Source organism: Streptomyces sp. NPDC043908 (genome assembly GCF_056435525.1).
Genome location: NZ_JBWKEI010000003.1, coordinates 114,905 through 138,475 on the forward strand (window position 1 = coordinate 114,905; position 23,571 = coordinate 138,475).

Here is a 23,571-nt window from a genome sequence, read left to right on the forward strand (position 1 = left end):
GGTCACGGAAAGGAACGGCTCGTGCCGACGAACGACGAGAGGGCCGGTGAGTTCGCCGCCGAGCTGCGGCGGCTCAGGAGCCTGCGCGGGATGTCCCTCACCGAGCTCGCCCGCTCGGTCCACTACAGCAAGGGCTACCTCAGCAAGATCGAGAACGGAGGAAAGCCCCCGACCCCCGACGTCGCCCGGCGCTGCGACGCCGTACTCGACGCGGGCGGGGTCCTCATCCGGCTCGTCCCGGACCCGCCGCCCGCTCCGAAGATCCCCGCCGGGCCCTCCGCCACCCCCGGCGTCCCCGCGGCCCGCTCGGGCGAAGGCGGGGGCGACCCGGAGCGGGCGCCCTGCCCCTTCCGGGGGCTCGCCGCCTACGGGCCGCAGGACGCCGCGTGGTTCTTCGGCCGGGACGCCGCCACGGCCGAGCTGGTGGGGCGGCTCGCCGAGCGCGTGGGCCACGGCCCCCTCGCGGTGGTCGCGCCCTCGGGCGCGGGCAAGTCCTCGCTGCTCCAGGCCGGACTGCTGCCCGCGCTGCGGCGCGGCGCCCTCCCGGTCGCCGGGTCCGCCGCCTGGCCCGCCGTGGTGTGCACCCCGACCGCGCACCCGCTCAAGGAACTGGTGCGCTGCGCCGCGGACCGGCTGGGCCGAGCGGGCGACGACCTCACCCCCGAGGCGCTGACCGCCCGGCCGCACGTCCTGCTGGACGCGGCCCGCGACGCCGACGGCCGGCCCGGACTGGTGCTCGTGGTCGACCAGTTCGAGGAGCTCTTCACCCTCTGCGCCGACGAGGACGAACGCCGCGCCTTCGTGACCGTCCTGCACACCCTGGCCTCGGGCACCGGGGCGCCCACGGCCGAGGCGGCCGTCGTCCTGGGCGTGCGCGCCGACTTCTTCGGGCACTGCCTCGACCACCCCGAACTCGCCGAGGCGTTCACCCACGGCCTGTTCGCCCTCGCCCCCATGTCCGACGCCGAGCTGCGCACCGCCGTCACGGGCCCCACCGAACGGGCCGGCCTCACCCTGGAGGCGGGCCTGGCCGAGCTGCTCCTGCGCGACCTGCGCTCCGGCCCGGCCGCCTCGCCGGGTTCACTGCCGCTCCTCGGCCACGCCCTGCTGGCGACCTGGCAGCAGCGCTCGGGCCGGGTGCTGACGGTCGCGGGGTACGAGACGACCGGCGGGATCCACGGGGCGGTGGCCCGCACCGCCGAATCCGTGTTCAGCCGCCTCGATCCGGCGGAGCAGCGGATGGCGCACCAGCTGCTCGTCCGGTTGGTGCAGGTCGGCGAGGGCGTCGCCGCCCAGACCCGCCGCCCCCTCGAACGCGCCCTGATCCCCGGCCAGTCGGCGGACCCGGAGGCCGCAGCGCGCGCCCTCGACGCGTTCGTCCGGGCGCGCCTGGTCACCGCGGGCGCCCAGAGCGTGGAGATCACCCACGAGGCGCTGCTGCACGCCTGGCCGAGGCTGCGCGGCTGGATCGAGAGCGACCGCGCCGCCCTCGTCCAGCGCCAGCAGCTCGCGGACACCGCCGTGGAGTGGGCGCGCGCCGGCCGCGACCCCGGGCTGCTGTACCGGGGCGCGCGGCTCGACGCGGTCCGCGACTGGGACCGGCGGCCCGGGGGCGGGGACCCGCTGGGGGAGCGGGAGGCCGCGTTCGTGGCGGCCTGCCTCGCCGAGGAGGAGCGCGGCAGGCGGGCGGCCCGCCGCCACGTCCGGGTCCGCCGCACCCTGCTCGGCGCGCTCGCGGGCCTGCTCGCCGTCGCCGTGGCGGCGGGCGCGGTGGCCTTCGGCCAGCGCTCCGACGCGTACCGGGAGCGGCGCACCGCCCAGTCGCAGGCCATGGCGGTACGGTCCGAGGCGCTCGCCGAGGGGCGACCCGAGGCGTCCATGCTGCTGGCCGCCGCGGCCTACCGGACCGCCTCCACCCCCGAGTCGCGCGGCGCCCTGCTCAGCACCCAGGCCCAGTACTTCGACGGACGGCTGACGGGTCATCAAGGAGCCGTGAACGGCGTCGCGTTCAGCCCGGACGGACGCCTGCTCGCCTCCGGCGGGGCGGACGGCACCGTACGGATCTGGGACACCGCCCGCCACCGGGAGACGGCCACGTTCACCGGGTACGACGGCCCGGTCACCGCCGTGGCCTTCGCGCCCGGCGGCCACCGGCTGGCGACGGCGGGTACGGACGGCTCGGTCCGTCTGTGGGACGTGTCCGCGCGCCGGATGACCGCGATGCTGACCGGCCACCGCGGAGCCGTGCGCGCCGTCGCCTTCGCGCCGGACGGACGCACGCTCGTCTCCGGCGGCGCCGACCGCACGGTACGGCTGTGGAACACCGCCGACGGCACGGCCCGCGCGGTGCTCACCGGGCACGGCGACGCGGTGATGGCGGTCGCCTGCGCCCCGGACGGACGGACGGTCGCCTCGGCGGGCGCCGACCGTACGGTCCGGCTGTGGGACACGGCCGGGCAGAGCGCGGGCGCCGTCCTGACCGGCCACACCGACCAGGTGCTGGGACTGGCCTTCGCCCCGGACGGCCGCACCCTGGCGTCCGGCGGCGCCGATCGCACGGTACGGCTGTGGGACCCCGAGGACGGCACGGCGCGCGCGGTCCTCACCGGGCACGGCGACGACGTGAACGCGGTGGTCTTCAGCCGCGCGGGGGACACCCTCGCCAGCGCGGGCGGAGACGGCACGGTCCGGCTGTGGGACCCGGTGAACCGCCGGGTGGCGGCGGTGCTCTCGGGCCACACCGACTATGTGCTGTCCCTCGCGGCGGGCCCCGACGGGCGCCTGGCGAGCGGCGGGTTCGACCAGTCGGTGGTGGTGTGGGACCCGGCCGGACCGGCGCTGACCGCGCGGCCGTTCACCGAGGCGTGGCAGTCGGCCTTCTCCCCGGACGGACGGCTGCTGGCCGCGGCGGCGGCCGATCACACGGTACGGCTGTGGGAGGTGGCCGGGCGCCGTCCGCTCCCGCCGCTCACCGGGCACGACGGATCGGTGTTCGCCGTCGCCTTCTCGCCCGACGGCAGACTGCTGGCCTCGGCGGGCGCCGACCGCACGGTCCGGCTCTGGGACGTGGCCCGCCGCCGGCTCCTCACCACGCTGACCGGCCACGCCGGTTCGGTCTTCGCCGTCGCCTTCGCCCCGGACGGCCGCACCCTGGCGTCCGGGAGCGCCGACCGCACGGTACGGCTGTGGCGCGCCGCCGACGGCGCGCCCCTGGCGGTCCTGCGCGGGCACACCGACTTCGTCAACGCGGTCGCCTTCGCCCCGGACGGGCGCGCCCTGGCCACCGGCAGCGACGACCTGACGGTCCGGCTGTGGGACCCGGTGGGACACACGGCGGGCCGGATCCTGCGCGGCCACACCGGCTCGGTGCGCGGGGTGGCGTTCTCGCCCGACGGCCGCACCCTGGCCGGTGGCGGCAACGACGGCACGGTCCGCCTCTGGGACACCCGGCGCGGCGCCGCGCTCCGCACGCTCACCGGGCACAGCGGCCCAGTGCGCGCGGTGGCCTTCAGCCCGGACGGGGCCGTCCTCGCGAGCAGCGGCGGCGACCGGACCGTACGGCTGTGGCAGCCCGGCCCGGGGCGGCTCGTCGCCACCCTCAGCGGCCACACGGGCGCCGTGTGGGGCGTGGTCTTCGCGCCCGGGGCGCGAGGCCGGCCGCGGACCCTGGCGAGCAGCAGCAACGACGGCACGGTCCGGCTGTGGACCACCGACGTACGGGCGCGCCGGGCCCAGGTCTGCCGCCTTCTCGGCGACCCGGGTCCACGCGACTGGGCGCGGCTGCTGCCCGGGCTGCCCTACGAACGCGTCTGCGGGCCGGACGGCTGACGGCGGGCCCGGCAACGGGCGCTGTTTCCCGGGGTGTTTCCCGTTTCACGTCGGCGCGGGCGACGGCCGGCTCCTCGACAGGGGCTCCCGGCGACGGCCAGGCTCGAACCCGTCCAGGCCGCGGCGGACGCCACCCCCACCTCTCACGAGCGTCGCTCCACGCGGCCCGGGACACGCGCAGCACTCACGACGCGAACAAGGAGCACGCACACCATGAACGTACGCGACAAGCTCGCCCTGATGGCGTCCGCCACCGTCCTCGCGACCGGCCTCACCGCCGCCGTCCCGGCCGTGGCCGCCGCCCCCGCCAAGGCCGCCAAGCCGGCCGCCGAGTGCGGGGTGCGCTCGGACGGACGGCTCTACTGCGGCAACAAGGCGGGTGCGAAGGGCTATGCGGACCGCTCGTACCGCTCGGCCACCCGCGGGCAGCTGAACGGGACCTTCAGCTGGTTCCAGTGCTGGGGCCACGGCGACCCGCACCCGGGCCAGAACGACATCTGGTACTGGACGCAGCTCGACAACGGCGCCTGGGGCAACGTGCCCGCGGTGGACGTGAACACGGGCCAGGACCCGGCCCCCGGTCTGCGCCAGTGCTGACCGCTCACCGTAGGTGACACCGCGGCCGCTCGCCGACTCTCCCCGGCGGGCGGCCGCGGCGCGTCCGGACGCCGGGCACGCACCGCTCGGGCCCGGGGAACGGCGGCGTGGACAGGCCGAAGGGGATGACCCCGTCCAGGGCGAGGACGGCCACGGCGTGCAGGACGCCAACCTTGGAAGAGCCTCCCGATTCCGGCCGAACGCCTTCGATCGTTGCATGATCAACCGCTTTTCCCCGTAGGAATCATTGTTTTCGGCCAGGAATACCGGTGGATGTGCGGCCAACTTTGCGATTCGCGCGCTGATGTCCCATCATCGTGACCGCGCGTCAGTTCTCGACGCGCCTCAAGGCGCCGGGGGCACGGGGAAACCCCTGGACGTCGACCGATCCCGCAGGCGGCGAGCACCTCGGCGCGCCCTGCCGCGGTGATTCCCGCCCGACTCCGTTCACCTAGGCAAAGGCCGCATGTCCGCCCAGCAGCTTTCGGACCTCATCCGGTTCGCCCGTCACAACTCGCCCTTCTACCGGGAGCTTTACGCGTCCCTGCCACCGGACGCCGACCGCCTCACCGACCTGCCGGTCGTGGACCAGGAGGCGTTCTGGGCGGCCAACACCCTCGACGGCAACCGCGTCCTGACCGGACCCCTCAGCGAGGCGACCGTCTACAAGACCGGCGGCACCACCGGGGCCCCCAAGTTCTCGGTCTACACCCGCGACGAGTGGCGCACCTTCGTCACCGTCTTCGGCCAGGGCCTGGTGGACACCGGTCTGCGCCCCGGCCACCGCGTCGCGGACCTCTTCTACGCGGGCGAGCTCTACGCCAGCTTCCTGTTCCTCCTCGACTCGCTCGCCCACGCCCCCGTGGACAACGTACGGCTGCCCATCGGCGGCGCCGCGCCGCTGGAGTCGACGGTGGCGACCCTGCGGGAATTCGCCGCGCAGGTCCTGACGGGCACCACGACCACGCTGTGCCGCCTCGCCGAGCACGTTCTCGCGGCGGAGCTGCGCCTGGACGCGGTGGAGCTGGTCCTCTTCGGCGGCGAGGCCCTCTTCGCCGACCAACGGCGGCTGCTGGCTGCCGCGTTCCCCAACGCGGCGATCCGCTCGGTGGGTTACGCCAGCGTCGACGCCGGACTGCTCGGCCGCCCCGTGCCCGGCCCCGACCCCCGGGTGCACCGCGCCTTCACCCCGCACTCGGTCGTCGAGATCCTCGACGACACCACCGGCGAGCCCGTCACCGAACCGGGCCGCCCCGGCCGCGCCGTGGTGACCAGCCTCTTCCGCCGCCTCATGCCCGTCATCCGCTACCCCGCGGGCGACCGCGCCGAGTGGACCGACACCGAGCGCGGCCACTTCCGCATCCTCGGCCGCGCCGAGGAGGGCGTGCGGGTGGGGCCCGTGTCCCTGTACGCGCAGGACGCGCAGGACGCCGTCGCCCAGGCCGACACCGAGGGCCGCATCGCCGGTATGCAGCTGGTCGTACGCCGCTGGGAGGGCCGCGACGGCCTGGTGCTGCGGCTCGCCACCGCCCCGGGCGACGACGACCCGGCCGTGCTCGACGTCCTCGCCAAGGCCGTCGTCACCGAACTGGAGAACGCCCGGCCGCTGTACCCGGACAGCGTGAACGCCGGCTTCGTGCACCCGCTCTCGGTCGAGTGGGCGCGCCACCGCGACCTCGCCGTCAACCCGCGTACGGGCAAGCTCGTCCGCGTCCTGGACGAGAGGCCCACGATATGAGCGCCCCGCTCGTGGACGAGGGCCGCCGCGCCCCGCTGGTCCTGCGCAACCGCGCCTTCGGCGCCGTATGGCTGAGCCAGGTCCTGACCCAGGCCGCCGTCCGTATGTTCCAGGTCGGCGTCTCCTGGTGGCTGGTGGCCTACGCGGTCGAGGGCGGACGCGGCCTCGCCTCCGGCCTGTTCATGGCCGTCAGCACCCTGCCCGCCGTGGCGCTCGCCCCGGTGGTGGCCCGTGTCGTCGCCCGCAGCGCCCACCGCTCGGTGCTGCGCACGGCCGCCGCGGTGGCCGGAGCCGTCGCCCTCGCACTCGCCGGGTGGGCGTGGACGAGCGGACTTCCGCTGCCCGCGGTCTATGCCGCGACCCTGGCACTCGCCACCTGCCAGGCCTTCTTCGACCCCTGTCTGACCACCTCGGTGCCCGAACTCGTCGACGACGAGGACATCGAGACCGCGACCGGCTTCGAGCTGTCCACCCAGTCCCTGGCCGGGCTCGGCGGGGCGCTGCTCGGCGCCGTGACCGTCGACGGCGCGGGCTTGGCCGGGCTCGGGGCCGGCTGCGGGGCCGCCTACCTCGCCGCCGCGCTCCTCGTCACGGGCGTCCGCTTCCGTACCGCACCCGGCGCCGACGGCGAGCACACCGAGCACACCGAGAACACCGAGCACACCGAGAACGCCGCGCCCGAGCGGCGCACGCTCCGCGCGATCCTCGGCGGACTGCCGTACGTACGCCGCATCCTGGTGTGCTTCACCGCCGCCAACCTCTTCACCACGGCCGTGTTCGTCGTCATCCCGCTCTACACCCGCACGGTCCTCGACGGCGGCGGCTCCACCGTGGCCCTCCTGGAGGCGTCCCTGGGGTGCGGCACGCTGCTCGGCTCGTTCACCGGCGCCCGGGTGCCGGGGCGGCCCACCGTCACCGGCGCCTGCTGTCTGGCGCTGATGGCGGGCGCCCTCGCCCTGCCGGGCCTGTTCCCCGCGCGGCCGGTCTTCGCGGGGAGCCTGGTCGTGGCCGGCTGGTGCGTCGGCGTCATCGGGGTCCGCTTCGTGGCGCTGTTCCAGCGGCTGGTGCCCACGGCCGACAAGCCCGGCTTCTTCGCGGTGATGCAGGCGGTCCTCGGCGCGTCCTTCCCGGTGGCCTCGCTGCTGTTCGGCCTGGCCGGGGACCAGCTGTCCGCGCGGACCCTGTGCCTGGTCCAGGCGGCCGGACTGCTGCCCGCCGCGGTGGCCCTGGCCCTGCTCGGGTCTCCCGAAGCCGCCGCCGACAGCGCGAGTCCGGGCGAGCCCGCGGCCCGTACCCCCGAGACCGTCGGGAGCGAGCGGTGAACGCCCTCGTCACCCCGGCCACCCGCGCCGACATCGCCGAACTGCGCCAGCTCTACTACGCCGTCTACGGGCCCCACTACCCGGCCGGGCTCGGCACCGACCCCGCCGAGATGGCCCGCCTCATCCAGGACCCCGACTCCCTGTGGCTGGTGGCCCGTTGCCCCCAGACCGGCGAGCTCGCCGCGTCGGCGGCCATCCACGGCGAGCCGGGCAGCAGGATCGGCCGCCTCGAAGGCCTCGCCGTCCACCCCGAGCACCGCGCCGGCGGCCTGGCCGCCCTGCTGACCGAGGCGCTCTGCGCCCGCATGCTCGACAGCGGGCGCCTGGACTCCGTGTACGCCACCGTCCGCACCGTCAGCGCCGGACCCCAGCGCGTCGTCGCCCGCAACGGGTTCCGCCCGCTGGGCGTCCTGCCCAACGCGGTGGATCTCAGCAGCCGCGAGAGCCTCGCGCTCTACGCGCGTCACTCGGCCGGGGTCCTGGAGCGCCGCGTACTGGTCACCGAGGTGCCCGCCGCGCTGCTCCCGCTCCTGAACGTCGTGGAGGGCTGTCTCGGCGTCCGTTACGGGGACGTCCGCGCCACCGGCCCGCTCCCGGAGCCGGAGCGCGGGGACACCGAACGCCTGGAGATGATCGAGGCCCCCGCCTTCGTACGCCGCCGCTTCCGCGAGCGCTTCCCCGACACCGCCGGGTGGTTCTACCCGCTGCACACGCCCAATGTGCTGCTCCTCCCCGAGGACGGCCGGTTCGAGGTCTACGCGTACCTCAACCGCACCGGCGGCTACTGCTCGCTCCTGACCGCCCACCCCGACCCCGCCGCCGCTGCCGCCCACCTCGAACCCGTGACCAGGGCCCTGACCCGGGCCGGGGCGGGCTATGTGGAGGCGCTGGTGCCGCTCGCGCACCACCAGGCGCTCTCCGCGTTCCTCGCCCAGGGCTTCGTCGCGGGCGCGCTCTACCCGGCGATGCGCGCGGACGGCGACGGCTTCCACGACTACGTGGTGCTCTCGCGCACCACCGAGCAGATCGACTTCCGCGGCGTCGTCGTGGAGCCGCCCCTCCAGCCCTATCTGGACTGCTATGTGTCGGCCTGGGCGTCGACCTACCTGCCCACCCCAGAGGTTGCCTCATGAACCCCCATCTCGCCCCGGTCGGCGTCCCCGACCCCGCGCTCCTGCCGCATGTGCAGGAGCTGTGCGACCTGACCGACCCGTACGCCTGCGGACCCGCCGTGGACGAGCTGTTCGCCGCGGCCATGGCGGAGACCAACGCCTGGCACGCCGAGCGCTCCCCGTTCTTCCGCTCGCTGTACGAGGCGACGCCGCCCGCGCACCCCTACCGGGCCCCGCTGGTGCACGCCACCTTCTTCAAGCGCCACGAGGTGCTGTCCATCCCGCGCGAGGACGTCGAGCTGCATCTCACCTCCTCCGGCACCACCGGCCAGAAGTCGCAGATGTTCTTCGACCGCTGGACCATCCGCTCGGCCCAGCGCATGGTCGCCCGCATCTTCGAGCGCAACGGCTGGATCACTCCGGACACGGAGGTCAACTACCTCCTCTACAGCTACGAACCGGCCCCCTCCCTCAACCTCGGCACGGCCTTCACCGACAACTACCTCTGCGACTTCGCACCCGCCCGCACGGTGGAGTACGCGCTGCGCAACACCGGCGACGGCCACGAGTTCGACCCCTTCGGCTGCGTCGCCGCGCTGCGCCGCTTCGAGCGGGACGACGCCCCGGTGCGCATCCTGGGCTTCCCCGCCTTCCTCTACTTCACCCTGGAGCGGATGCGCGCGATGGGCCTGCCGCCGCTGCGGCTTCCCGAGGGCTCCCTGGTCGTCCTGGGCGGCGGCTGGAAGGGCCACGCCGACCGGAGCATCGGCAAGGACGAGCTGTACGCCCGTGTCACCGAGCAGCTCGGCATCCCCGGCGACCGCATCCGCGACACCTTCGGCTCCGTCGAGCACTGCGTCCCGTACATCGAGTGCGACCACCACCGGCTGCACGCCCCCGTCTGGTCGCGCGTCGCCATCCTCTCCACCGCCACCCTGGAGCCGCTGCCGTACGGCGAGCGCGGCTATCTGCACCTCGTCTCCCCGTACATCACCTCCGTACCGGCGCAGAGCGTCGTCATGGGCGACCTCGCCTCGCTTCACCCCGGCTCGGAGTGCGGGTGCGACCTCGGCACCGACTGGTTCACCGTCCACGGACGCGCCGGAGTGAGCCGCAACAAGAGCTGCGCGGTGGCCGCCGCCGAACTGATGAAGGGCATGTCGTGACCGCGCGGACGGAGAAGGAGACAGAGAAGGAGACGCAGACCATGGACCGGACGGCCGGACACCACTACTGGCAGGGCGCGTTCATCGGCGACGAGGAGGCCGGGCGGCGCCTGGCCACCCTGCCCGCCCTCGTCGAGGAGGCCCTGGCGAGCCCGCTGGAGACCGAGACGGTCCTGGCCGCCTGCGACGCCCTCGCCACGGCCCTGCGCGACCCGGCGCACCCGGTACGCGACCGGCTCGTACGGCATCTGCCCGAGGGCGAGGACGCGGCGCTCCTCGACGAACTCGGCACCCACCTCAGCCGTACCGAGCTGACCCGCAAGCTGCGCCGCGAACTCGGCGGGACCGCCCCGGGACGGCTGAACCGGCCCGACGCCCGCGAGACGGTGTACGAGGCGTGGGCGCCGGTCGGCCTCGTCGCCCACATCGCGCCGGGCAACGCGGCCACCGTCGCCCCGCTCAGCATCGTCGAGGGCCTGCTCGCCGGAAACGTCAACATCCTCAAGACCAGCGGCGGCGACACCCTCCTCACCCAGCACCTGCTGGCCGAGCTCGCCGCGTTCGACACCTCCGGCGCCCTCGCCGCCCGCGTCGTCGTGCTGCGCTTCTCCTCCTCCCGCAAGGAGTGGCTGGAGAAGATGTGCGCGCCCGCCGACGCCGTCGCCGTATGGGGCGGCGAGAGCGCCGTCGAGGGGATCGCCGCCCATGTGCCGCCCGGCTGCCGGCTGGTGGAGTGGGGCCACCGCATCTCCTTCGCCTACCTCACCCGCGACGCCTGGGACGAGAGCGCGACGCTGGAGGCACTGGCGGACGACGTGTGCCTCCACGAGCAGCAGGCCTGCTCCAGCCCCCAGGTGGTCTACCTCGACACCGAGGACGAGCGGGACGTCTTCGCCTTCGCCGAGCGTTTCGCGGAGGTCCTGGCCGCCCGGCCCGCGGCCGTGGAGAAGCCCGGCATCGCCGAGCAGGCCGAGCTGACCACCACCGAGCTCGTCGCCCGCCTGGAGGAACACCTCGGTCTGACCCGGGTGTTCGCCGCCCCCGACGGCTCCTGGCGGGTCATGGCCGACACCCGCCCCGCCCTCACCGCCTCGCCGCTGCACCGCAGCGTGTGGGTCAAGCCGCTGCCGCGCGGGAAGCTGATCGCCACCCTGCGTCCGATGCGCCGCTACCTCCAGACCGTCGGCATCGCGGCGAGCCCCACCGACACCGCCGAACTCGCCCGCGCCGCCTTCGCCGCGGGCGTCACCCGCGTCACCCCGCTCGGCGCGATGCTCGCCGGGTACTCGGGAGAGCCGCACGACGGGGTGTACGCGCTCCAGCGCTACAGCCGCCGCGTCGCGGTCCAGGCCGACGCCCGGTTCGCCACCACCGCCTGCCTGGACGACCTGGCCCGGCCCGTCCTCCTGCCGCCCCCGAGCGGCCCGCTGACCGGCAAGGAGGAGGTGCAGGAGCTCAACCGCCAGGTCTCCAGGGCCGACGCCGAGCTGTACTTCCACAGCGGCGGCAGCACCGGCGCCCCCGCGCTCTCCCTCTTCAGCTACGACGACTACGACACCCAGATGCACGCCGCCGCCCGCGGCCTGCTCGCCGCGGGCTACGACCCGATGGCGGACCGTACCGCCAACCTCTTCTACTGCGGCGGTATGTACGGCAGCTTCATCAGCTTCTTCTCCATCCTGGAGCGCCTGGGCGGCGTCCAACTGCCGCTCGCGGCCGGCCCCGACCACCGGGCCACGGCGCGGGCGCTGATCGACCACCGGGCGGACACCCTCTTCGGTATGCCCTCCTACCTGTGGCAACTGCTGCACGAGGAGGCGGACGCGCTGCGCGCGTACGGCGGTATCCGCAAGGTGTTCTACGGCGGCGAGCACTTCACCGACGCCCAGCAGCGCACCCTGCGCGACACCTTCGGCATCGAGGTCGTACGGTCCATCACGTACGGCAGCACCGACCTCGGCCCGCTCGGCTACCAGTGCGCCCGGAGCACCGGCGGCGTCCACCACCTGCACGCCGATCTGCACACCATGGAGATACTCGACCTGGAGGCCGACCGCCCGGTGGCCCCGGGGGAGACCGGCCGGCTGGTCTTCACCACGCACGCCCGGCGCGGCCAGCACCTCGGGCGGTACGTGATCGGCGACCTCGGCCGCGCGGTCGAGGGCCGCTGCCCGTGCGGCAGCCACGCACCCCGCTTCGAACTGCGCGGCAGGACCGGGGACGTGGTGCGGGTCGCCACGTACTTCCTCAACCACCGCCGTTTCGCGGCCATCGCCCAGGAGCGCGCCGGCTACAGCGGCGAGCTCCAGACCGTCCTCACCCGGCTGGACACCCGCGAGCGGCTCACCGTCCGCGTGGAAAGCGCCGGCGGGGCCGACCCGGAGCGGCTGCGGGCGGCGTTCCTGGCCGGCTATCCCGAGCTGCGCTCGGCCGTCACCGAGCGGCTGCTCGACCTGGTGGTGGAGGCGGTCGACGGCGCGAAGCTGGACCGCAGCCCCACCAGCGGCAAGCTGCGCGCGGTGGTGGACCTGCGCGGATAACCGCCGCCCTCCCGCCGGCCCGGGCGATACGCCCGGGCCGGCAGGGGCCGTGTCAGCGGTGTGCCAGCACGTTGACCACCCGGCCGTCGGGGTCGCGGACGAAGAACCGGCGCACGCCCCACTCCTCGTCCTGGAGCGGATGCACGATCTCGGCGCCGCTCGCCCGTACGGCCGCGTAGGCCGCGTCCACGTCGTCCACCTCGACGCTCAGGTCGGGCACCACCGGCGCGGTCCTGTCCTCGGACATCAGGCTGACCTGGGCGGTGGCGGCGGTCGGAGAGGCGAGCGTCATGATCCAGCCGTGGTTCATCACCTCCTCGAACCCCAGCAGTCCATAGAACTCCCGGCTCCGGGGCAGGGCTTCCGTCCGGATGTTGGGCACTACGCGGCGCACGGCCATGGCGGTCTCCGGTCTCCACAGGGGCACAGACGGGTCTCGGTCGCTCCCAGGAGTACCAGAAGTGGTGCCCACGGCCCGGGCTTCAGGTGAACGGGCGCTGGTCGGCCGGGATCTGGACGGTGATCGTGGCCCGCTTCTCCGCCGGGGTCGCCCCCTGCCGGGAGGCCCACGGCTCGTCGGAGCGCATCCACGCCGGGAGCCCCGCCGGGAGGTCGCCCGAGGGGATGGTGGCGAGGTCCGCCGGGGTCAGGGTGGTGCCGTAGTGGACGAGCGGGCGCGCGGCGTCGGGCGTGACCGTGCCGTGCAGGGCGTCGAGCGCGCTGTTCCAGTTCGTCAGCAGCTTCGCCATCGCCACCGCGGGGTCCGTCCCGGAGCCGGCCGCGCTGTCGGGGTAGGTGGGATGGAGGATGTGCTGGTAGGCACCGGTGTACGCGGCGCCCGACGTGGTCTCGCGCCAGCTGTGGAACGCGGTGTCCGCCAGGCCGCCCAGGGCGATCACCGCCTCGATGGGCTGGTGCTCGACGATCGCGTCCAGCCAGCGGTGCCGGTACGCGGCGATGTGCTCGTCCCTGGCGTGCGCGGTACCGCCCTGCTGTCCGTACACGCTGTACAGGAACGTATTGACCATCACATAGCTGGTGTCGACGCCGAGTTTGGCGAGGAACCCCTGGAAGCGGCGGCCCGCGGTGCCGACGAGGATGCGGCGCGTGATGGCCTCGTGGGCCGCCGGGTCCTGGCCGATGACCAGCACGCGGGCCGTGCCGTCGAGCCGCCCGCGGTGGAAGATCGGGCCCCATTCCACGCGGAAGTGGTTGACCGGATAGACGTCGGGGCCGGGGTGGTCGCGTACGAGCGTGGCGTACGGCTCCTGCGCGTAGCCGGGGTCGAAGGGCTGCATTCGGGCTCCTACTCCATGCGGGCGATCAGTCATGACAGAAGGTGATCGCCGGATGACATTACGGCATGGTGTCTATTAAGTGATGTTCATCCGATATGCGGTGTTCATCCTTACCTCCTCGGGAGGACGAGAAGGGACGCCCGTATGTCACCTGGAGCAGACGCCCCGGATACCGGCCGGTTCGCCTTGCGCGGCCGTATCGTCACCCTCGACCCGGCGGACACCGTGCTCGACGACGGAGTCCTCTATGTGTCCGGCACGCTCATCGAGGCGGTGCTCCCGGCCACCGCCCCCGCCCCGCCCGGTTTCGCGGGCGTGACCCCCCTCGACACCCGCGGCTCGGTCTACCCGGGGCTGATCGAGCTGCACAACCACCTCCCGTACGACGTGCTGCCGCTGTGGCAGGTGCCGAAACGGTACGGCAACCGCTCGCAGTGGGGCGGCAGCGGCAACCCCGCCTACCGCACCCTGGTCACCGGCCCGATGAAGGTGCTCGGCCAGGACCCCCGGCTGATGCCCGCCGTCGTGCGGTACGTCGAGGCGAAGGCCCTCGTCAACGGCACCACCACCAGCCAGGGCATCGCCCTGTTCAGCAACGCCGGGGCCCGCCGGATGTACCGCGGCGTCGTCCGCAACGTCGAACAGACCGACACACCCGACCTGCCCGAGGCCGCCTCGCGCATCGCGGACGTGGAGGCGAAGGACGCCGAGAAGTTCCTGGCCCGCCTCAAGCAGCCGCACCGCCTCCTCCTGCACCTGGCCGAAGGAACCGACGCGGCCGCCCGCGCGCACTTCCAGGCCCTCCAGTTCCAGCCCGGCAAGTGGGCCATCACCGAGAACCTGGTGGGCATCCACTGCACCGGCCTGAACGCCGACGACTTCACCGTCTTCGCCGCGCACGGCGGCTCCATGGTGTGGTCGCCGCTCTCCAACCTCCTGCTGTACGGGAAGACCGCCGACATCGCCGCCGCCAAGGAGGCCGGTGTGCTCATGGGTCTCGGCTCGGACTGGTCGGTGTCCGGCAGCAAGGGGCTCCTCGGCGAACTCAAGGCGGCCCGGCTGGCGTCCACCGCCGCCGGATCCGTCTTCAGCGACCGGGAGCTGGTCGCGATGGTCACCCGGGACGCGGCCCGCATCCTGCGCTGGGAGTCGGCCCTGGGGTCGCTGGGCGCGGGGATGCGCGCGGACCTCGTCGTCGTCGCCGGCACCCACGGCGACCCCTACACCTCCCTCGTCGACGCCCGCGACGAGGACATCCGGCTGGTGGCCGTCGACGGCGTCGCCCGCTACGGATCCGGGCGGCTGATGCGGGCTCTGGCCCCCGGGGAGAACCTGGAGCCGGTCCCCGGGACGGCGGGCGAACACGTACTGCGTCTGGACGACGGGACGGCCGACACCATCGTCGCCGGGCTGAGTCTCGGTGAGGCCACCGAGAGGCTGGCCGGCGCGCTGGCCGACCTCCCCGCGCTCGCCGCCACCCCCGTCCCGCCGATCACGGCGTCCCCCGGCGGCGGGGTGCGCTGGCAGCTGGCCCTGGACGAGATCGAGCCCACCGGCGCCGAACTGCGCCCGCGCCTGCCGCTGCTGAGCGCCAGTGGTGAGACGCACCCGACCGGGCCCGGGATCGGCGCGCTCACCGCCGCACCGGCCGAGCTGGAGCCGGTCGCGCTGGACGCCCTGACCGCGTCGGGCGACCCCGTCTTCCTCGCCACCCTGGCCGACGAGGGGAACCTGCCCGCCGACTACGCCGAGGCGCTGGCCCGCCTGCTGACCTGACCCTTCCCCAGACAAGGAGCCCCCATGCTGGTCACCCAGCTCGCCCTCGTGTCCGAGACCGACCAGATCACCTCGTCCCAGCTCACCCGGGTGGCCGCCGCCCTCCAGAAGCAGGCCATCCGGGACTTCGCGCCGCTGTGGCAGATCCCGGCGTCCGTCGACGCCTTCGACAGCCTGCACGACGTGCCGGTCGGCTACTGGCCGATGATCGTCCGCGACGACATCGGCGAACCCGGCGCGGCCGGTGTCCACATGGACAAGAACGGCCAGCCCTTCTCCCTGATCCAGTACAGCGACAGCTGGTCGCTGACCGCCAGCCACGAGATGCTGGAGATGCTCGGCGACCCCTGGGGCAACCGCCTGGTGGCGGGGCAGTCACCGAAGAAGGACCAGGGCGTGGTGGAGTTCCTCGTCGAGGTCGCCGACCCCTCCGAGGCGCCCGAGAACGGCTACACCATCAACGGCTTCCTCGTGTCGGACTTCTTCACCCCGAACTTCTACGACCCCGTCACCGCGCCCGGTGTCCGCTACAGCTTCACCGGCAAGCTCGACGGCCCGCGCAAGATCCTCGAAGGCGGCTATCTGAGCTGGCGCGAACCGGTCACGGACCACTGGTGGCAGCAGATCTGGTTCGACACCAAGGGCCCCGTCTTCCGCGACCTGGGCAAGCTCACCGCGCACGCCGGAAGCCTGCGCTCCGCCATCGACGCGCACACGAGGACCAACGCGCGCATCGCCGCCAGCGGCCCGGAGTCCGACCGCTTCAGCGCCGCCCGGACCCTGACCGCCACCGTCAAGAGGACGACCGCCTCCCGCGCCGATCTGTGGCGCTCCCAGATCGACGAGCTGAAGGCCGGTCGGGTCACCGAGGGGACCTGGCAGGGCGGCGGCAAGCACGACCATGGGTAGCACACCGCGCTCCGGCGCCTCCGGCCCGCGGGAAGAGCCCGAGGGCGACGCCGCCCGGACCCCCGAGCCCGAGGCCTCCGAGCCCGAGACCTCCGAGCCCAAGACGCCCGAGCCCGAGACCCGCGAGCCCGAGGCTTCCGAGCCCGAGACCGGGCCGACGCCGTCCACGCCCGGCGAGGAGAGCCTGCGCGAGGCCCTGCACCGCCGGATGCGCGAGGTGGACGACCGCCGCGCCGGGAAGCCCGCCCCGGGCGACGACAAGGCACCCGCCGACGACGTGGAACCGGAGGAACCTCCGGACTGACCCGCGCGTACGGCCCCGGTGGCGCACCGAAAGGGGGACGGTGGACCACCAGGACGGTACGCATGACCACCGACCTCATGAGGTGAGCCGATGCCTCACTCCTCGCCGCCGCTCCCGACCACCGTCCGGCCCGCCCGGCCCGTCACCGCCCGCCAGGGCTTCCTGCGGGCCTGGGCGGCGCTCGTCCCGGCGGCGCTCGGCCTCGCCTACTTCCTGTGGCGCGCCCCGGACGTCGACCTCCCCCGGCTCCAGCTCGCCGGCTCGGCCACCGCCGCCAAGGAGGTGTACGAGGGGCACGCCGCCGCCTTCCGGGACGCGCTGGTGGCCCATATGGTCTGGGTCGCCTGCGGCGCCGCGACGCTGCTGCTCGTCTTCCAGATCGGGCACCACACTTACGCCGGGCTGCGCGGCCGGCAGGTCGCCCACTGGGCGCTGATCGCCACGTTCGCCGGGGCGGTGTTCGGCCTGGTGGAGAACGGCCTGCTGGTCGGCGCGCTGCGGGCGCACGGCCGCGTCCACGACTGGCCGTTCGCGACGGCCGCGGCGCTGGAGACCGTCCGATGGCTGCTGCTCGGGGCCGCTACGGTCGTCGGCGTGGTGGTGTGGACCACCACGGTCACACGCGCGGGCAGAGGCATGCTGGCACGGCCGACGGCCACGACCCCCGACACCGCCGAGGAGCAGGACCGAGACCAGGACCGGGACGAGGAGCAGGGCGAGGGCCAGGACCGGGGCCAGGGCCAGGGCCAGGGCCAGGATCAGGAGCAGGACCAGGGCGACGGCCAGGGCCAGGACCGGGACGAGGACCGGGGCGGGGTCCTGGGCGAGGACCAAGGCCAGCATCAGGACCAGGACGAGGGCGCGGACCACGAGCCGCACGCCCCGCCGCCCCCCTCGTCCCACCACGACCACGCCCCCTCCACCCCCGAGCTGGTCCCGCCCTGGCCCGTCATGGAGGCGGACGGCCGGTTCTGGCCGTCCGGCGTCGCCCATCCGCGCACCGAACCCGGGGTCGTCTCGGCGCACTGGCGCTACCACAGCACCACCGCCCCCGGCCGGGACCACGCGGAGCTGGGCTTCTGCGTCTCCGGAGGCGGTATCCGCTCGGCCACCGTCACCCTCGGAGCCCTCCAGGCCCTGCGCCGGTCGCTGCGGCAGGCCCGGTACCTGGTCTCCGTCTCCGGCGGCGGCTACACCGTCGGCGCGATGCAACTGGCCCTCAACGGCAGCCTCACCTCCGAGCAGGCCTTCACACCCGGCTCGCCCGAGGAGGACCATCTGCGGCGGCACTCCAAGTACGTCGCCGACGGCACCGCGCAGTGGATGGTCGCCCTCGGGGTGCTGCTGCGCGGCCTGCTCGCGTCCCTGCTGCTGCTGGCCGCCGCGACCGCCGCCATCGGACTGGCGCTGAGCTGGGCCTACCACGCCGTACCGGTGACCGATCTGACCCCGCTCGCCCACCCCGGTGTCCGCTTCTGCGCGGAGTGCACCGCCACGCCGCCGCGCCCCGCGTTCCGCGACCCGGCGGTGTGGGCGGTCGCGTACACGCTCGTCGCCACCGCCGGGCTCTGGCTGCTGTGGCTGGGCGCGTACGTCTGGGACCGCGCCGACCACCTGGCGCGCTGGTTCGCCCGGGCCTTCCAGGCGTTCGTGGTGCTGACGCTGGCACTGACCGTGGTGGTCTTCGTGCTGCCGCTGCTCGCCTGGGCGGCGGTCTACCTCCAGACCCGGCACCAGGTCTCCCGGCCCGACGCCACGGTGGGCGCGGGCCTGACCGTGCTCGTCACCTATGTCGCGGCCCTGGTGGGCACGTTGTGGCGGCGGCGCCAGACCGTACGCACGGGTCTGTCCAAGGTGATGGACGTGGTGCGCGGCCGCTCCGGTCTGAGCCGGGCCGTCCCCAACGGGTTCGTGCAGTATCTGGCGGTGTGGCTCGTGCTGCTGCTCCTCGCCGCCGTCTTCCTGCTCATCCTCGGGTGGGCGACGGCGACCGGCTGGGCCTGGCCGCTGTGGCTCCAGATCTGCGTCCCCGCCGTGCTGCTGTTCATCGGCTCGCTCCTGGACCAGACGTGGATGAGCCTGCACCCCTTCTACCGCCGCCGGCTCGCCTCCGCGTTCGCCGTACGCCGGGAGGTGCTGGCCGGGACGGACGGCACGCAGGTGGCCCGGCCGTACGACTTCGCCAACGAGACCACCGCGCTGAGCGTGTACGGGGCGCGCAAGGAGGGTTTCCCGCAGGTCATCTTCGCCGGGGCGGCCAACCTCTCCGGCAGCGAACGCACCCCGCCCGGCCGCAGGGCGGTCTCCTACACGCTCTCCCACGACTACGTCGGCGGCCCCGACGTCGGCTACGCCTGCACCACCTGTCTGGAGCGGCGCTCCAAGCGGCACATCGCCCGGGATCTGACCGTGCAGTCGGCCGTCGCGATCTCGGGTGCCGCCTTCGCCTCCGCCATGGGGTCCCAGGCGCGGGCCTTCCAGACGCTGTTCGCCCTGTCCAACGCCCGGCTGGGCAGCTGGCTGCCCAATCCCGGGGCGCTGGCGCGGCAGTGGAACGCGCCGCCCTGGCCCTCGCCCCCGGCGCCGCTGATCCGGCGTCTGCCGTATCTGCTGCGCGAGGTGGTCGGCCGCTATCCGATGGACGACCGGCTGCTGCTGGTGACCGACGGCGGCCACTACGAGAACCTCGGCCTCGTCGAACTGCTGCGGCAGGGCGTGCGGACGGCGGTGTGCATCGACGCCAGCGGTGACATCCCGCCCTTCGCCGCCACCCTCGCGCAGGCGATCGCGCTCGCCCGCGAGGAGCTGGGCATCACCATCACCCTGCACGAGCCGACCACCCTGGTGCCCGGCGGCAGCGACCCGCTCCAGCCGCCCGGCATCCTCTCCGAGCTCAACGCCCGGCTCTCCCGTACGTCGGTGGTCACCGGTGACATCACCTATCCCGAGGACCTGGACATCGACGGCCGCCGGGACCGCCACGGCACCCTGATCGTGGCCCGCACCACGCTGACGAAGGACCTGCCGTACGAACTGCTCTCGTACGCGGCGGCCCACCCGGTCTTCCCGCACGACAGCACCAGTGACCAGTGGTTCGACCACCGGCAGTTCGACGCGTACCAGAGCCTCGGGCGCTGTATGGGGGAGCGGGTGCAGGAACTGCTGGACGGGATGGAAGCGTCCTGAGAGGGGAGATTGGCTCGAAGACGGGGGAACGATGCGGGTGGGCACGGCCGGGCAGGGCGGGCGGCGCGGCAGCGCGTGGCGGAGGCCGAGGGCGGAACACGTGGTGGGCGCGGGCGCGCTGCTGAGCGCCCTGGCTCTCGTCGAGCGCGTGCCGCGCCTCGTTCCGGCCCACGAGTACCTGTTGTGCCACGCCTCACCGGCCCTCGACCGGCTGACTCTCACGGCGCTGGGCCTGGTCCTGACGGCGGCGGTCGCCGCAGTGGCGGGCGGCGTCACGATGCAGTCCCGGCGCCTCTCGCATCCGGCCCTCCCCGGGGTGTGGCTGGTGGTCGTGGCCGCACTCCTGGTCGCGGCGGACGGGGTCGACGCGCACGGCGAGGCGCTGGCCGCGCGTCAGGCGGCGACGGGGTTCGCGGCCGGCGGGTGCGACTACGTACCGCAGGACTACAGCGCCACCCCTGGCTGGTTCCACTGGTGATCCGCCGCCCGGCCGTGGCGGCCCGGGCAGGCACGCCGGACAGCCCGGTCAGGGCCGCAGCAGGATCTTGACGGCGCCGTCGGTCCCGCGGTGGAGGAGGTCGTACGCGTACGGCGCCTGCTCCAGCGGGAGGTGGTGGGTGGCGAAGTCGTCCACGCCGAGCGGGTCGTCGTCGGCGAGGAAGGACCTGATGTCCTCGCTCCAGCGGTGGACGTTGGTCCGGCCCGCCCGGAGCTGGATGTGCTTCTCGGCCAGGGTCATCAGCGGCAGCGGATCGGCCGTCCCGCCGTAGTCGCCGGCGAGGGAGACCGTGCCGCCCCGGCGGACCAGGGCGAGGGCGAGACGGAGGGCGGACAGCCGGGCGGCGTCGCCGGAGGGGCGCCGCGCCTCCTCGCCCCGCGCTCCGGCCGCCCCCTGGGCCTCGGCCAGGCGGGCGAGGAGGCCGTCGCCCGCCTCGGTGCCGACGGCGAGGACCACCGAGTCGGGACCCCGGCCGAAGGTGTGGGTGCCGATCGCGGCGATCAGGTCGTCCTGGGTTGCGTAGTCGCCCGGGTCGAACACCTCCACGCCCCGCTTGCGCGCTCGCGCCAGCCGTTCGGGCACCACGTCGACACCGATGGCGTGCGAGGCGCCGCGTTGCAGGGCGATCCGGCAGGCCATGTCGCCGAGCGGGCCGAGGCCGAGCACGGCCACGGTGCCGGCGGGCGGTACGTCCGCTTACTGGACCGCCTGCCAGGCGCTCGGCAGCAGGTCGGAGAGGTAGAGGAACCGGTCGTCCGGCGGCCCGTCCGGCACCGGGACGAGCCCGAACGGGGCCTGGGGCACACGCAGATACTCCGCCTGCGCGCCCGGCACCGAGCCGTACCGCCCGCCGTGGCCGACCAGTGCCGCCCCGGTGTCGTGGTCCGGGTCGCGGGTCGCCCGGCACTGTCCGGGCAGGCCCGCCGAGCACATCCAGCAGTGTCCGCAGGCGAGGTGGAACGGCACGACGACCCGGTCGCCGGGCTTCACTTCCGTGACGTCGGAGCCGGTCTCCTCGACGATCCCGACGGCTTCGTGGCCGAGGATGTCGCCCGGCCTCATGAACGGGGCGAGCGTGTCGTGCCGCTCGTACAGACGGAGGTCGAAGTCGCTCAGTGCCGTCGAGGTGACGCGCACGATGGCGTCCGTACGCTCCTGGATCACCGGTTCCGGCACGTCCTCCACCCGGACGTGCCGCTCGCCCTGCCACGTCACAGCCCTCATCGGCGGTCCCCTCCCAGTCGTCGCGCCCGCACAGCGGGAACCGCCGGGTACCCGGGCCGCGCCGTGGGAACCCGTCAGAGTCGACGGGTTCACGCCAAAAGCGCGCTCCGACCCGCCGTCCACGCCGTCGCCGCCGACGGGGCCGCCGAGATCACCCCTCGGCTGCGTCACCGCCGCCGCGGATGGCGTCGAGGGACTCCTGCATGAGCCCCTTCGCGCGCGTGAACCAGTCGGCCAGTACGGCGACCTCCGCCGGACCGTAATCCGCGAAGAGCGCGCCGAGGCGCTCGTAGAACGGACCGTAGACGGCGAGGACGCGCGCCTGCGCGGACTCGTCCATGACCACCCGCACACGGCGGCGGTCCTCCGGATCGGGCTCGCGGTGGGCGTACCCGGCCTTCTCCAGGCGGTTGAGCACGCCGGTGATCGCGCCGGTCGTCAGGCGCGCCCGTTCGGCGAGGTCGCCCGCGGCGAGGGACTGCCCGGCCATGGAGGCCTCGATGAGGAAGCCGAGGCAGGTGAGGTCGGTGACGTTGAGGCCGAGCCGTGCCGCGATGTCCTGCTGTCCCACATGGGCGAGCGCGATCATCCGGTCCATCGCGTGCAGCGCCTGCTCCGGTGTCGCCGCCGGACGCGCCTTGCCTTCCACCAAAAAACCCCTTACCGTCTAAGATGCTTAGCTGCTAAGGCATTCTATCGCGGGGCCGTGGGGCTGTCCTGCCCCACCGCGCCCGTACACCTGCCCGTACCGGTCTGAGGTGTTCACGTCTCAGGGACCCGAGGAGACGACATGGGGATGCACGGCGATCACGACCTGGGACATACCGTCGCCGGCTGGACCGGGACCGGGGTGGGGGTGCTCGCCAGCGTCGTCACCGGTCTGGGACTCGTCGCGGGCTCCCCGGCCGGGATGCTGCTGGGCGGCGCCCTCGCCGGCGCCGCCGCGCTCGCCACCTGGACGCTGCACCTGGCGGGGTGGGGGAAGGCGTCCGGGCCGCGCCCGCCGGGGCGGCGGCACTGGCGCACGCGCGACACCGCGGCCCGCCGGGGTCACTCCGGCTGTGTGGGCTGCCGCATGGCCGGGCGCCGGGGCGCGGGTGCGGCGGAAGTCGCCCCGGCGGCGCTGTCCGCGGGCTTCTGAGCGCAGGTCAGCACGCGGGTCGTGCTGCCGTCCTCCTCGGTGATGTCGCGGACGTGCGCGAAGCCGAGGCGGTCGAGGACGGCCAGGGACGCCGTGTTCGGTGCGGCGACGGTGGCGTGCACCTCGGCCAGTCCGAGGGTGTCGAAGCCGTACGAGACGATCGCCCGCGCCAGCTCCCGGCCGAGGCCGAGACCCCACGCCTCGGGGGCCAGCGCGTAGATGATCTCGTGGCCCCCCACCTGCTCGGTCCGCTTGATCTCGGCGTGCCCCACCAGCCTCCCGTTCCGGCGGACGGCCCACACGTCGAACCGCTCCTGCGGGTAGACCAGGGTGAAGACCCGCCCGAACAGGGCCCGGTCCTCCGCCTCGGAAGCGGGCCCGTCCCCCATCCACCGGGACACCCGCGTGTCCTGGAACAGCGCGACGAAGTCCTCCTCGTCCTCGGGCGTGTACCGGTCGAGGACCAGCCGCTCGGTGCGCAGGGTCGGGGACGTGGCGGGTGTCGGGGTCACGAGCGGCGACGCTAACCGCGCACCGCGCGCACCGGCAACCGCATTTCGCGACGACCGTCCACGGACGCCCGCCGGCCCGTCCCGCCGCCGACCCGGGCCCCGTTACAGATGCGCCGCCGTCATCGCCATCGCGAGGACGATGGTCAGCAGGGCCAGACTCATCATGGCCGCCCGGGCGGGGCTCATCCGGTCGCCCTCCCACCCCGTCCCGGAGGTGCCGGAGCGCTGGAAGGCCCCGTGGTCGGCCTCCCGCAGCCGGGTGCACCACTCGCAGTCGAATCCGGGGCGGGCTGGTGTGGACAGCCAGTAGGCCCCGGTCAGTTCGGCCCGGTGCGCGGTCTCCGGGCCGTGTGCAGCGTCCCTGTCCATGCCCGGTCCAACGGCGGAGCACGGCCGTGGGGAATGCCTGCGTCCGGTTT

At 74.1% G+C, this 23,571-nt stretch carries 18 protein-coding genes and 1 pseudogene; 13 read left to right on the forward strand and 6 right to left on the reverse strand.

All coding sequences use genetic code 11. The features are described 5' to 3' along the window. Positions 1–21: 21 nt before the first annotated feature. From AC069K_RS08520 to AC069K_RS08550, 7 genes are all read left to right on the forward strand, one after another. The gene (locus tag AC069K_RS08520) at positions 22–3,828 is read left to right on the forward strand and encodes an nSTAND1 domain-containing NTPase (protein WP_478613550.1); all 3,807 of its coding nucleotides are present in this window, start codon (positions 22–24) and stop codon (positions 3,826–3,828) included. 213 nt (positions 3,829–4,041) lie between these two features. Then, a complete protein-coding gene (locus AC069K_RS08525; protein ID WP_358834233.1) occupies positions 4,042–4,425 on the forward strand; it encodes a hypothetical protein in 384 nt (127 codons plus the stop codon). Positions 4,426–4,891: 466 nt separating this feature from the next. Next, positions 4,892–6,163 (forward strand): phenylacetate--CoA ligase family protein, encoded by a 1,272-nt coding sequence (locus AC069K_RS08530; RefSeq protein WP_365106220.1) that lies wholly within the window; start codon positions 4,892–4,894, stop codon positions 6,161–6,163. Continuing rightward, the gene (locus AC069K_RS08535; protein ID WP_478613555.1) at positions 6,160–7,485 is read left to right on the forward strand and encodes an MFS transporter; all 1,326 of its coding nucleotides are present in this window, start codon (positions 6,160–6,162) and stop codon (positions 7,483–7,485) included. Before AC069K_RS08530 ends, AC069K_RS08535 begins: the two co-directional genes overlap by 4 nt. After that, positions 7,482–8,618 (forward strand): GNAT family N-acetyltransferase, encoded by a 1,137-nt coding sequence (locus tag AC069K_RS08540; protein WP_478613558.1) that lies wholly within the window; start codon positions 7,482–7,484, stop codon positions 8,616–8,618. The genes AC069K_RS08535 and AC069K_RS08540 overlap by 4 nt, the downstream gene beginning before the upstream one ends. Next, positions 8,615–9,763, forward strand: coding sequence for a LuxE/PaaK family acyltransferase (locus AC069K_RS08545; protein ID WP_365106212.1), 1,149 nt, complete (start codon positions 8,615–8,617; stop codon positions 9,761–9,763). The genes AC069K_RS08540 and AC069K_RS08545 overlap by 4 nt, the downstream gene beginning before the upstream one ends. After that, positions 9,760–12,303 (forward strand): acyl-CoA reductase, encoded by a 2,544-nt coding sequence (locus tag AC069K_RS08550; RefSeq protein WP_478613563.1) that lies wholly within the window; start codon positions 9,760–9,762, stop codon positions 12,301–12,303. Before AC069K_RS08545 ends, AC069K_RS08550 begins: the two co-directional genes overlap by 4 nt. Positions 12,304–12,355: 52 nt before the next feature. Here the strand turns inward: AC069K_RS08550 and AC069K_RS08555 are convergent, their stop codons facing one another. Both AC069K_RS08555 and AC069K_RS08560 read right to left on the reverse strand, forming a co-directional pair. After that, positions 12,356–12,703: a VOC family protein gene (locus tag AC069K_RS08555; protein ID WP_365106207.1), complete on the reverse strand. Its 348-nt coding sequence runs from the start codon at positions 12,701–12,703 to the stop codon at positions 12,356–12,358. 82 nt (positions 12,704–12,785) lie between these two features. Beyond that, complete coding sequence (locus AC069K_RS08560; protein ID WP_365106205.1) at positions 12,786–13,601, reverse strand: uracil-DNA glycosylase family protein; 816 nt, start codon at positions 13,599–13,601, stop codon at positions 12,786–12,788. Between the two features lie 144 nt (positions 13,602–13,745). On the opposite strand from AC069K_RS08560, the gene AC069K_RS08565 reads away from it, so the two are divergent. The 5 genes from AC069K_RS08565 to AC069K_RS08585 all read left to right on the forward strand — a co-directional run bounded on the left by AC069K_RS08565 (position 13,746) and on the right by AC069K_RS08585 (position 20,254). Continuing rightward, on the forward strand, positions 13,746–15,377 hold the full coding sequence (locus AC069K_RS08565) for an amidohydrolase family protein (RefSeq protein ID WP_478613566.1): 1,632 nt from the start codon (positions 13,746–13,748) through the stop codon (positions 15,375–15,377). Positions 15,378–15,401: 24 nt separating this feature from the next. Next, complete coding sequence (locus AC069K_RS08570; RefSeq protein ID WP_478613569.1) at positions 15,402–16,286, forward strand: hypothetical protein; 885 nt, start codon at positions 15,402–15,404, stop codon at positions 16,284–16,286. Then, a complete protein-coding gene (locus AC069K_RS08575; protein ID WP_478613572.1) occupies positions 16,279–16,590 on the forward strand; it encodes a hypothetical protein in 312 nt (103 codons plus the stop codon). Before AC069K_RS08570 ends, AC069K_RS08575 begins: the two co-directional genes overlap by 8 nt. Before the next feature lie 90 nt (positions 16,591–16,680). After that, positions 16,681–19,776, forward strand: a complete 3,096-nt coding sequence (locus AC069K_RS08580) for a hypothetical protein (protein WP_478613575.1) — start codon at positions 16,681–16,683, stop codon at positions 19,774–19,776. A gap of 31 nt (positions 19,777–19,807) precedes the next feature. Further along, positions 19,808–20,254 (forward strand): hypothetical protein, encoded by a 447-nt coding sequence (locus AC069K_RS08585; RefSeq protein WP_478613578.1) that lies wholly within the window; start codon positions 19,808–19,810, stop codon positions 20,252–20,254. A 48-nt stretch (positions 20,255–20,302) separates the two neighbouring features. Here AC069K_RS08585 and AC069K_RS08590 read toward each other — a convergent pair. Together AC069K_RS08590 and AC069K_RS08595 are read right to left on the reverse strand one after the other, a co-directional pair. After that, positions 20,303–21,499, reverse strand: a pseudogene (locus AC069K_RS08590) (alcohol dehydrogenase catalytic domain-containing protein). A gap of 151 nt (positions 21,500–21,650) precedes the next feature. After that, positions 21,651–22,148 carry a MarR family winged helix-turn-helix transcriptional regulator gene (locus AC069K_RS08595; RefSeq protein ID WP_478613581.1) on the reverse strand — a complete coding sequence of 166 codons (498 nt, stop codon included), beginning with the start codon at positions 22,146–22,148 and terminating at the stop codon, positions 21,651–21,653. Positions 22,149–22,289: 141 nt separating this feature from the next. On the opposite strand from AC069K_RS08595, the gene AC069K_RS08600 reads away from it, so the two are divergent. Further along, on the forward strand, positions 22,290–22,640 hold the full coding sequence (locus tag AC069K_RS08600; protein ID WP_478613583.1) for an HGxxPAAW family protein: 351 nt from the start codon (positions 22,290–22,292) through the stop codon (positions 22,638–22,640). On the opposite strand, the gene AC069K_RS08605 is transcribed toward AC069K_RS08600, so the two are convergent. Beyond that, the gene (locus AC069K_RS08605; RefSeq protein ID WP_478613586.1) at positions 22,550–23,152 is read right to left on the reverse strand and encodes a GNAT family N-acetyltransferase; all 603 of its coding nucleotides are present in this window, start codon (positions 23,150–23,152) and stop codon (positions 22,550–22,552) included. The two genes, AC069K_RS08600 and AC069K_RS08605, sit on opposite strands and share 91 nt — an antisense overlap. A 102-nt stretch (positions 23,153–23,254) precedes the next feature. After that, the gene (locus tag AC069K_RS08610; RefSeq protein ID WP_365106180.1) at positions 23,255–23,521 is read right to left on the reverse strand and encodes a hypothetical protein; all 267 of its coding nucleotides are present in this window, start codon (positions 23,519–23,521) and stop codon (positions 23,255–23,257) included. Positions 23,522–23,571 lie beyond the last annotated feature (50 nt).

Excerpts from the sequence above, each read along its gene's own strand:
- AC069K_RS08525 (WP_358834233.1), top strand. The coding sequence starts at position 4,042 with ATGAACGTACGCGACAAGCTCGCCCTGATGGCGTCCGCCACCGTCCTC.
- AC069K_RS08530 (WP_365106220.1), top strand. The coding sequence starts at position 4,892 with ATGTCCGCCCAGCAGCTTTCGGACCTCATCCGGTTCGCCCGTCACAAC.
- AC069K_RS08535 (WP_478613555.1), top strand. The coding sequence starts at position 6,160 with ATGAGCGCCCCGCTCGTGGACGAGGGCCGCCGCGCCCCGCTGGTCCTG.
- AC069K_RS08545 (WP_365106212.1), top strand. The coding sequence starts at position 8,615 with ATGAACCCCCATCTCGCCCCGGTCGGCGTCCCCGACCCCGCGCTCCTG.
- AC069K_RS08555 (WP_365106207.1), bottom strand. The coding sequence starts at position 12,703 with ATGGCCGTGCGCCGCGTAGTGCCCAACATCCGGACGGAAGCCCTGCCC.
- AC069K_RS08560 (WP_365106205.1), bottom strand. The coding sequence starts at position 13,601 with ATGCAGCCCTTCGACCCCGGCTACGCGCAGGAGCCGTACGCCACGCTC.
- AC069K_RS08565 (WP_478613566.1), top strand. The coding sequence starts at position 13,746 with ATGTCACCTGGAGCAGACGCCCCGGATACCGGCCGGTTCGCCTTGCGC.
- AC069K_RS08570 (WP_478613569.1), top strand. The coding sequence starts at position 15,402 with ATGCTGGTCACCCAGCTCGCCCTCGTGTCCGAGACCGACCAGATCACC.
- AC069K_RS08575 (WP_478613572.1), top strand. The coding sequence starts at position 16,279 with ATGGGTAGCACACCGCGCTCCGGCGCCTCCGGCCCGCGGGAAGAGCCC.
- AC069K_RS08580 (WP_478613575.1), top strand. The coding sequence starts at position 16,681 with ATGCCTCACTCCTCGCCGCCGCTCCCGACCACCGTCCGGCCCGCCCGG.
- AC069K_RS08585 (WP_478613578.1), top strand. The coding sequence starts at position 19,808 with ATGCGGGTGGGCACGGCCGGGCAGGGCGGGCGGCGCGGCAGCGCGTGG.
- AC069K_RS08600 (WP_478613583.1), top strand. The coding sequence starts at position 22,290 with ATGGGGATGCACGGCGATCACGACCTGGGACATACCGTCGCCGGCTGG.
- AC069K_RS08610 (WP_365106180.1), bottom strand. The coding sequence starts at position 23,521 with ATGGACAGGGACGCTGCACACGGCCCGGAGACCGCGCACCGGGCCGAA.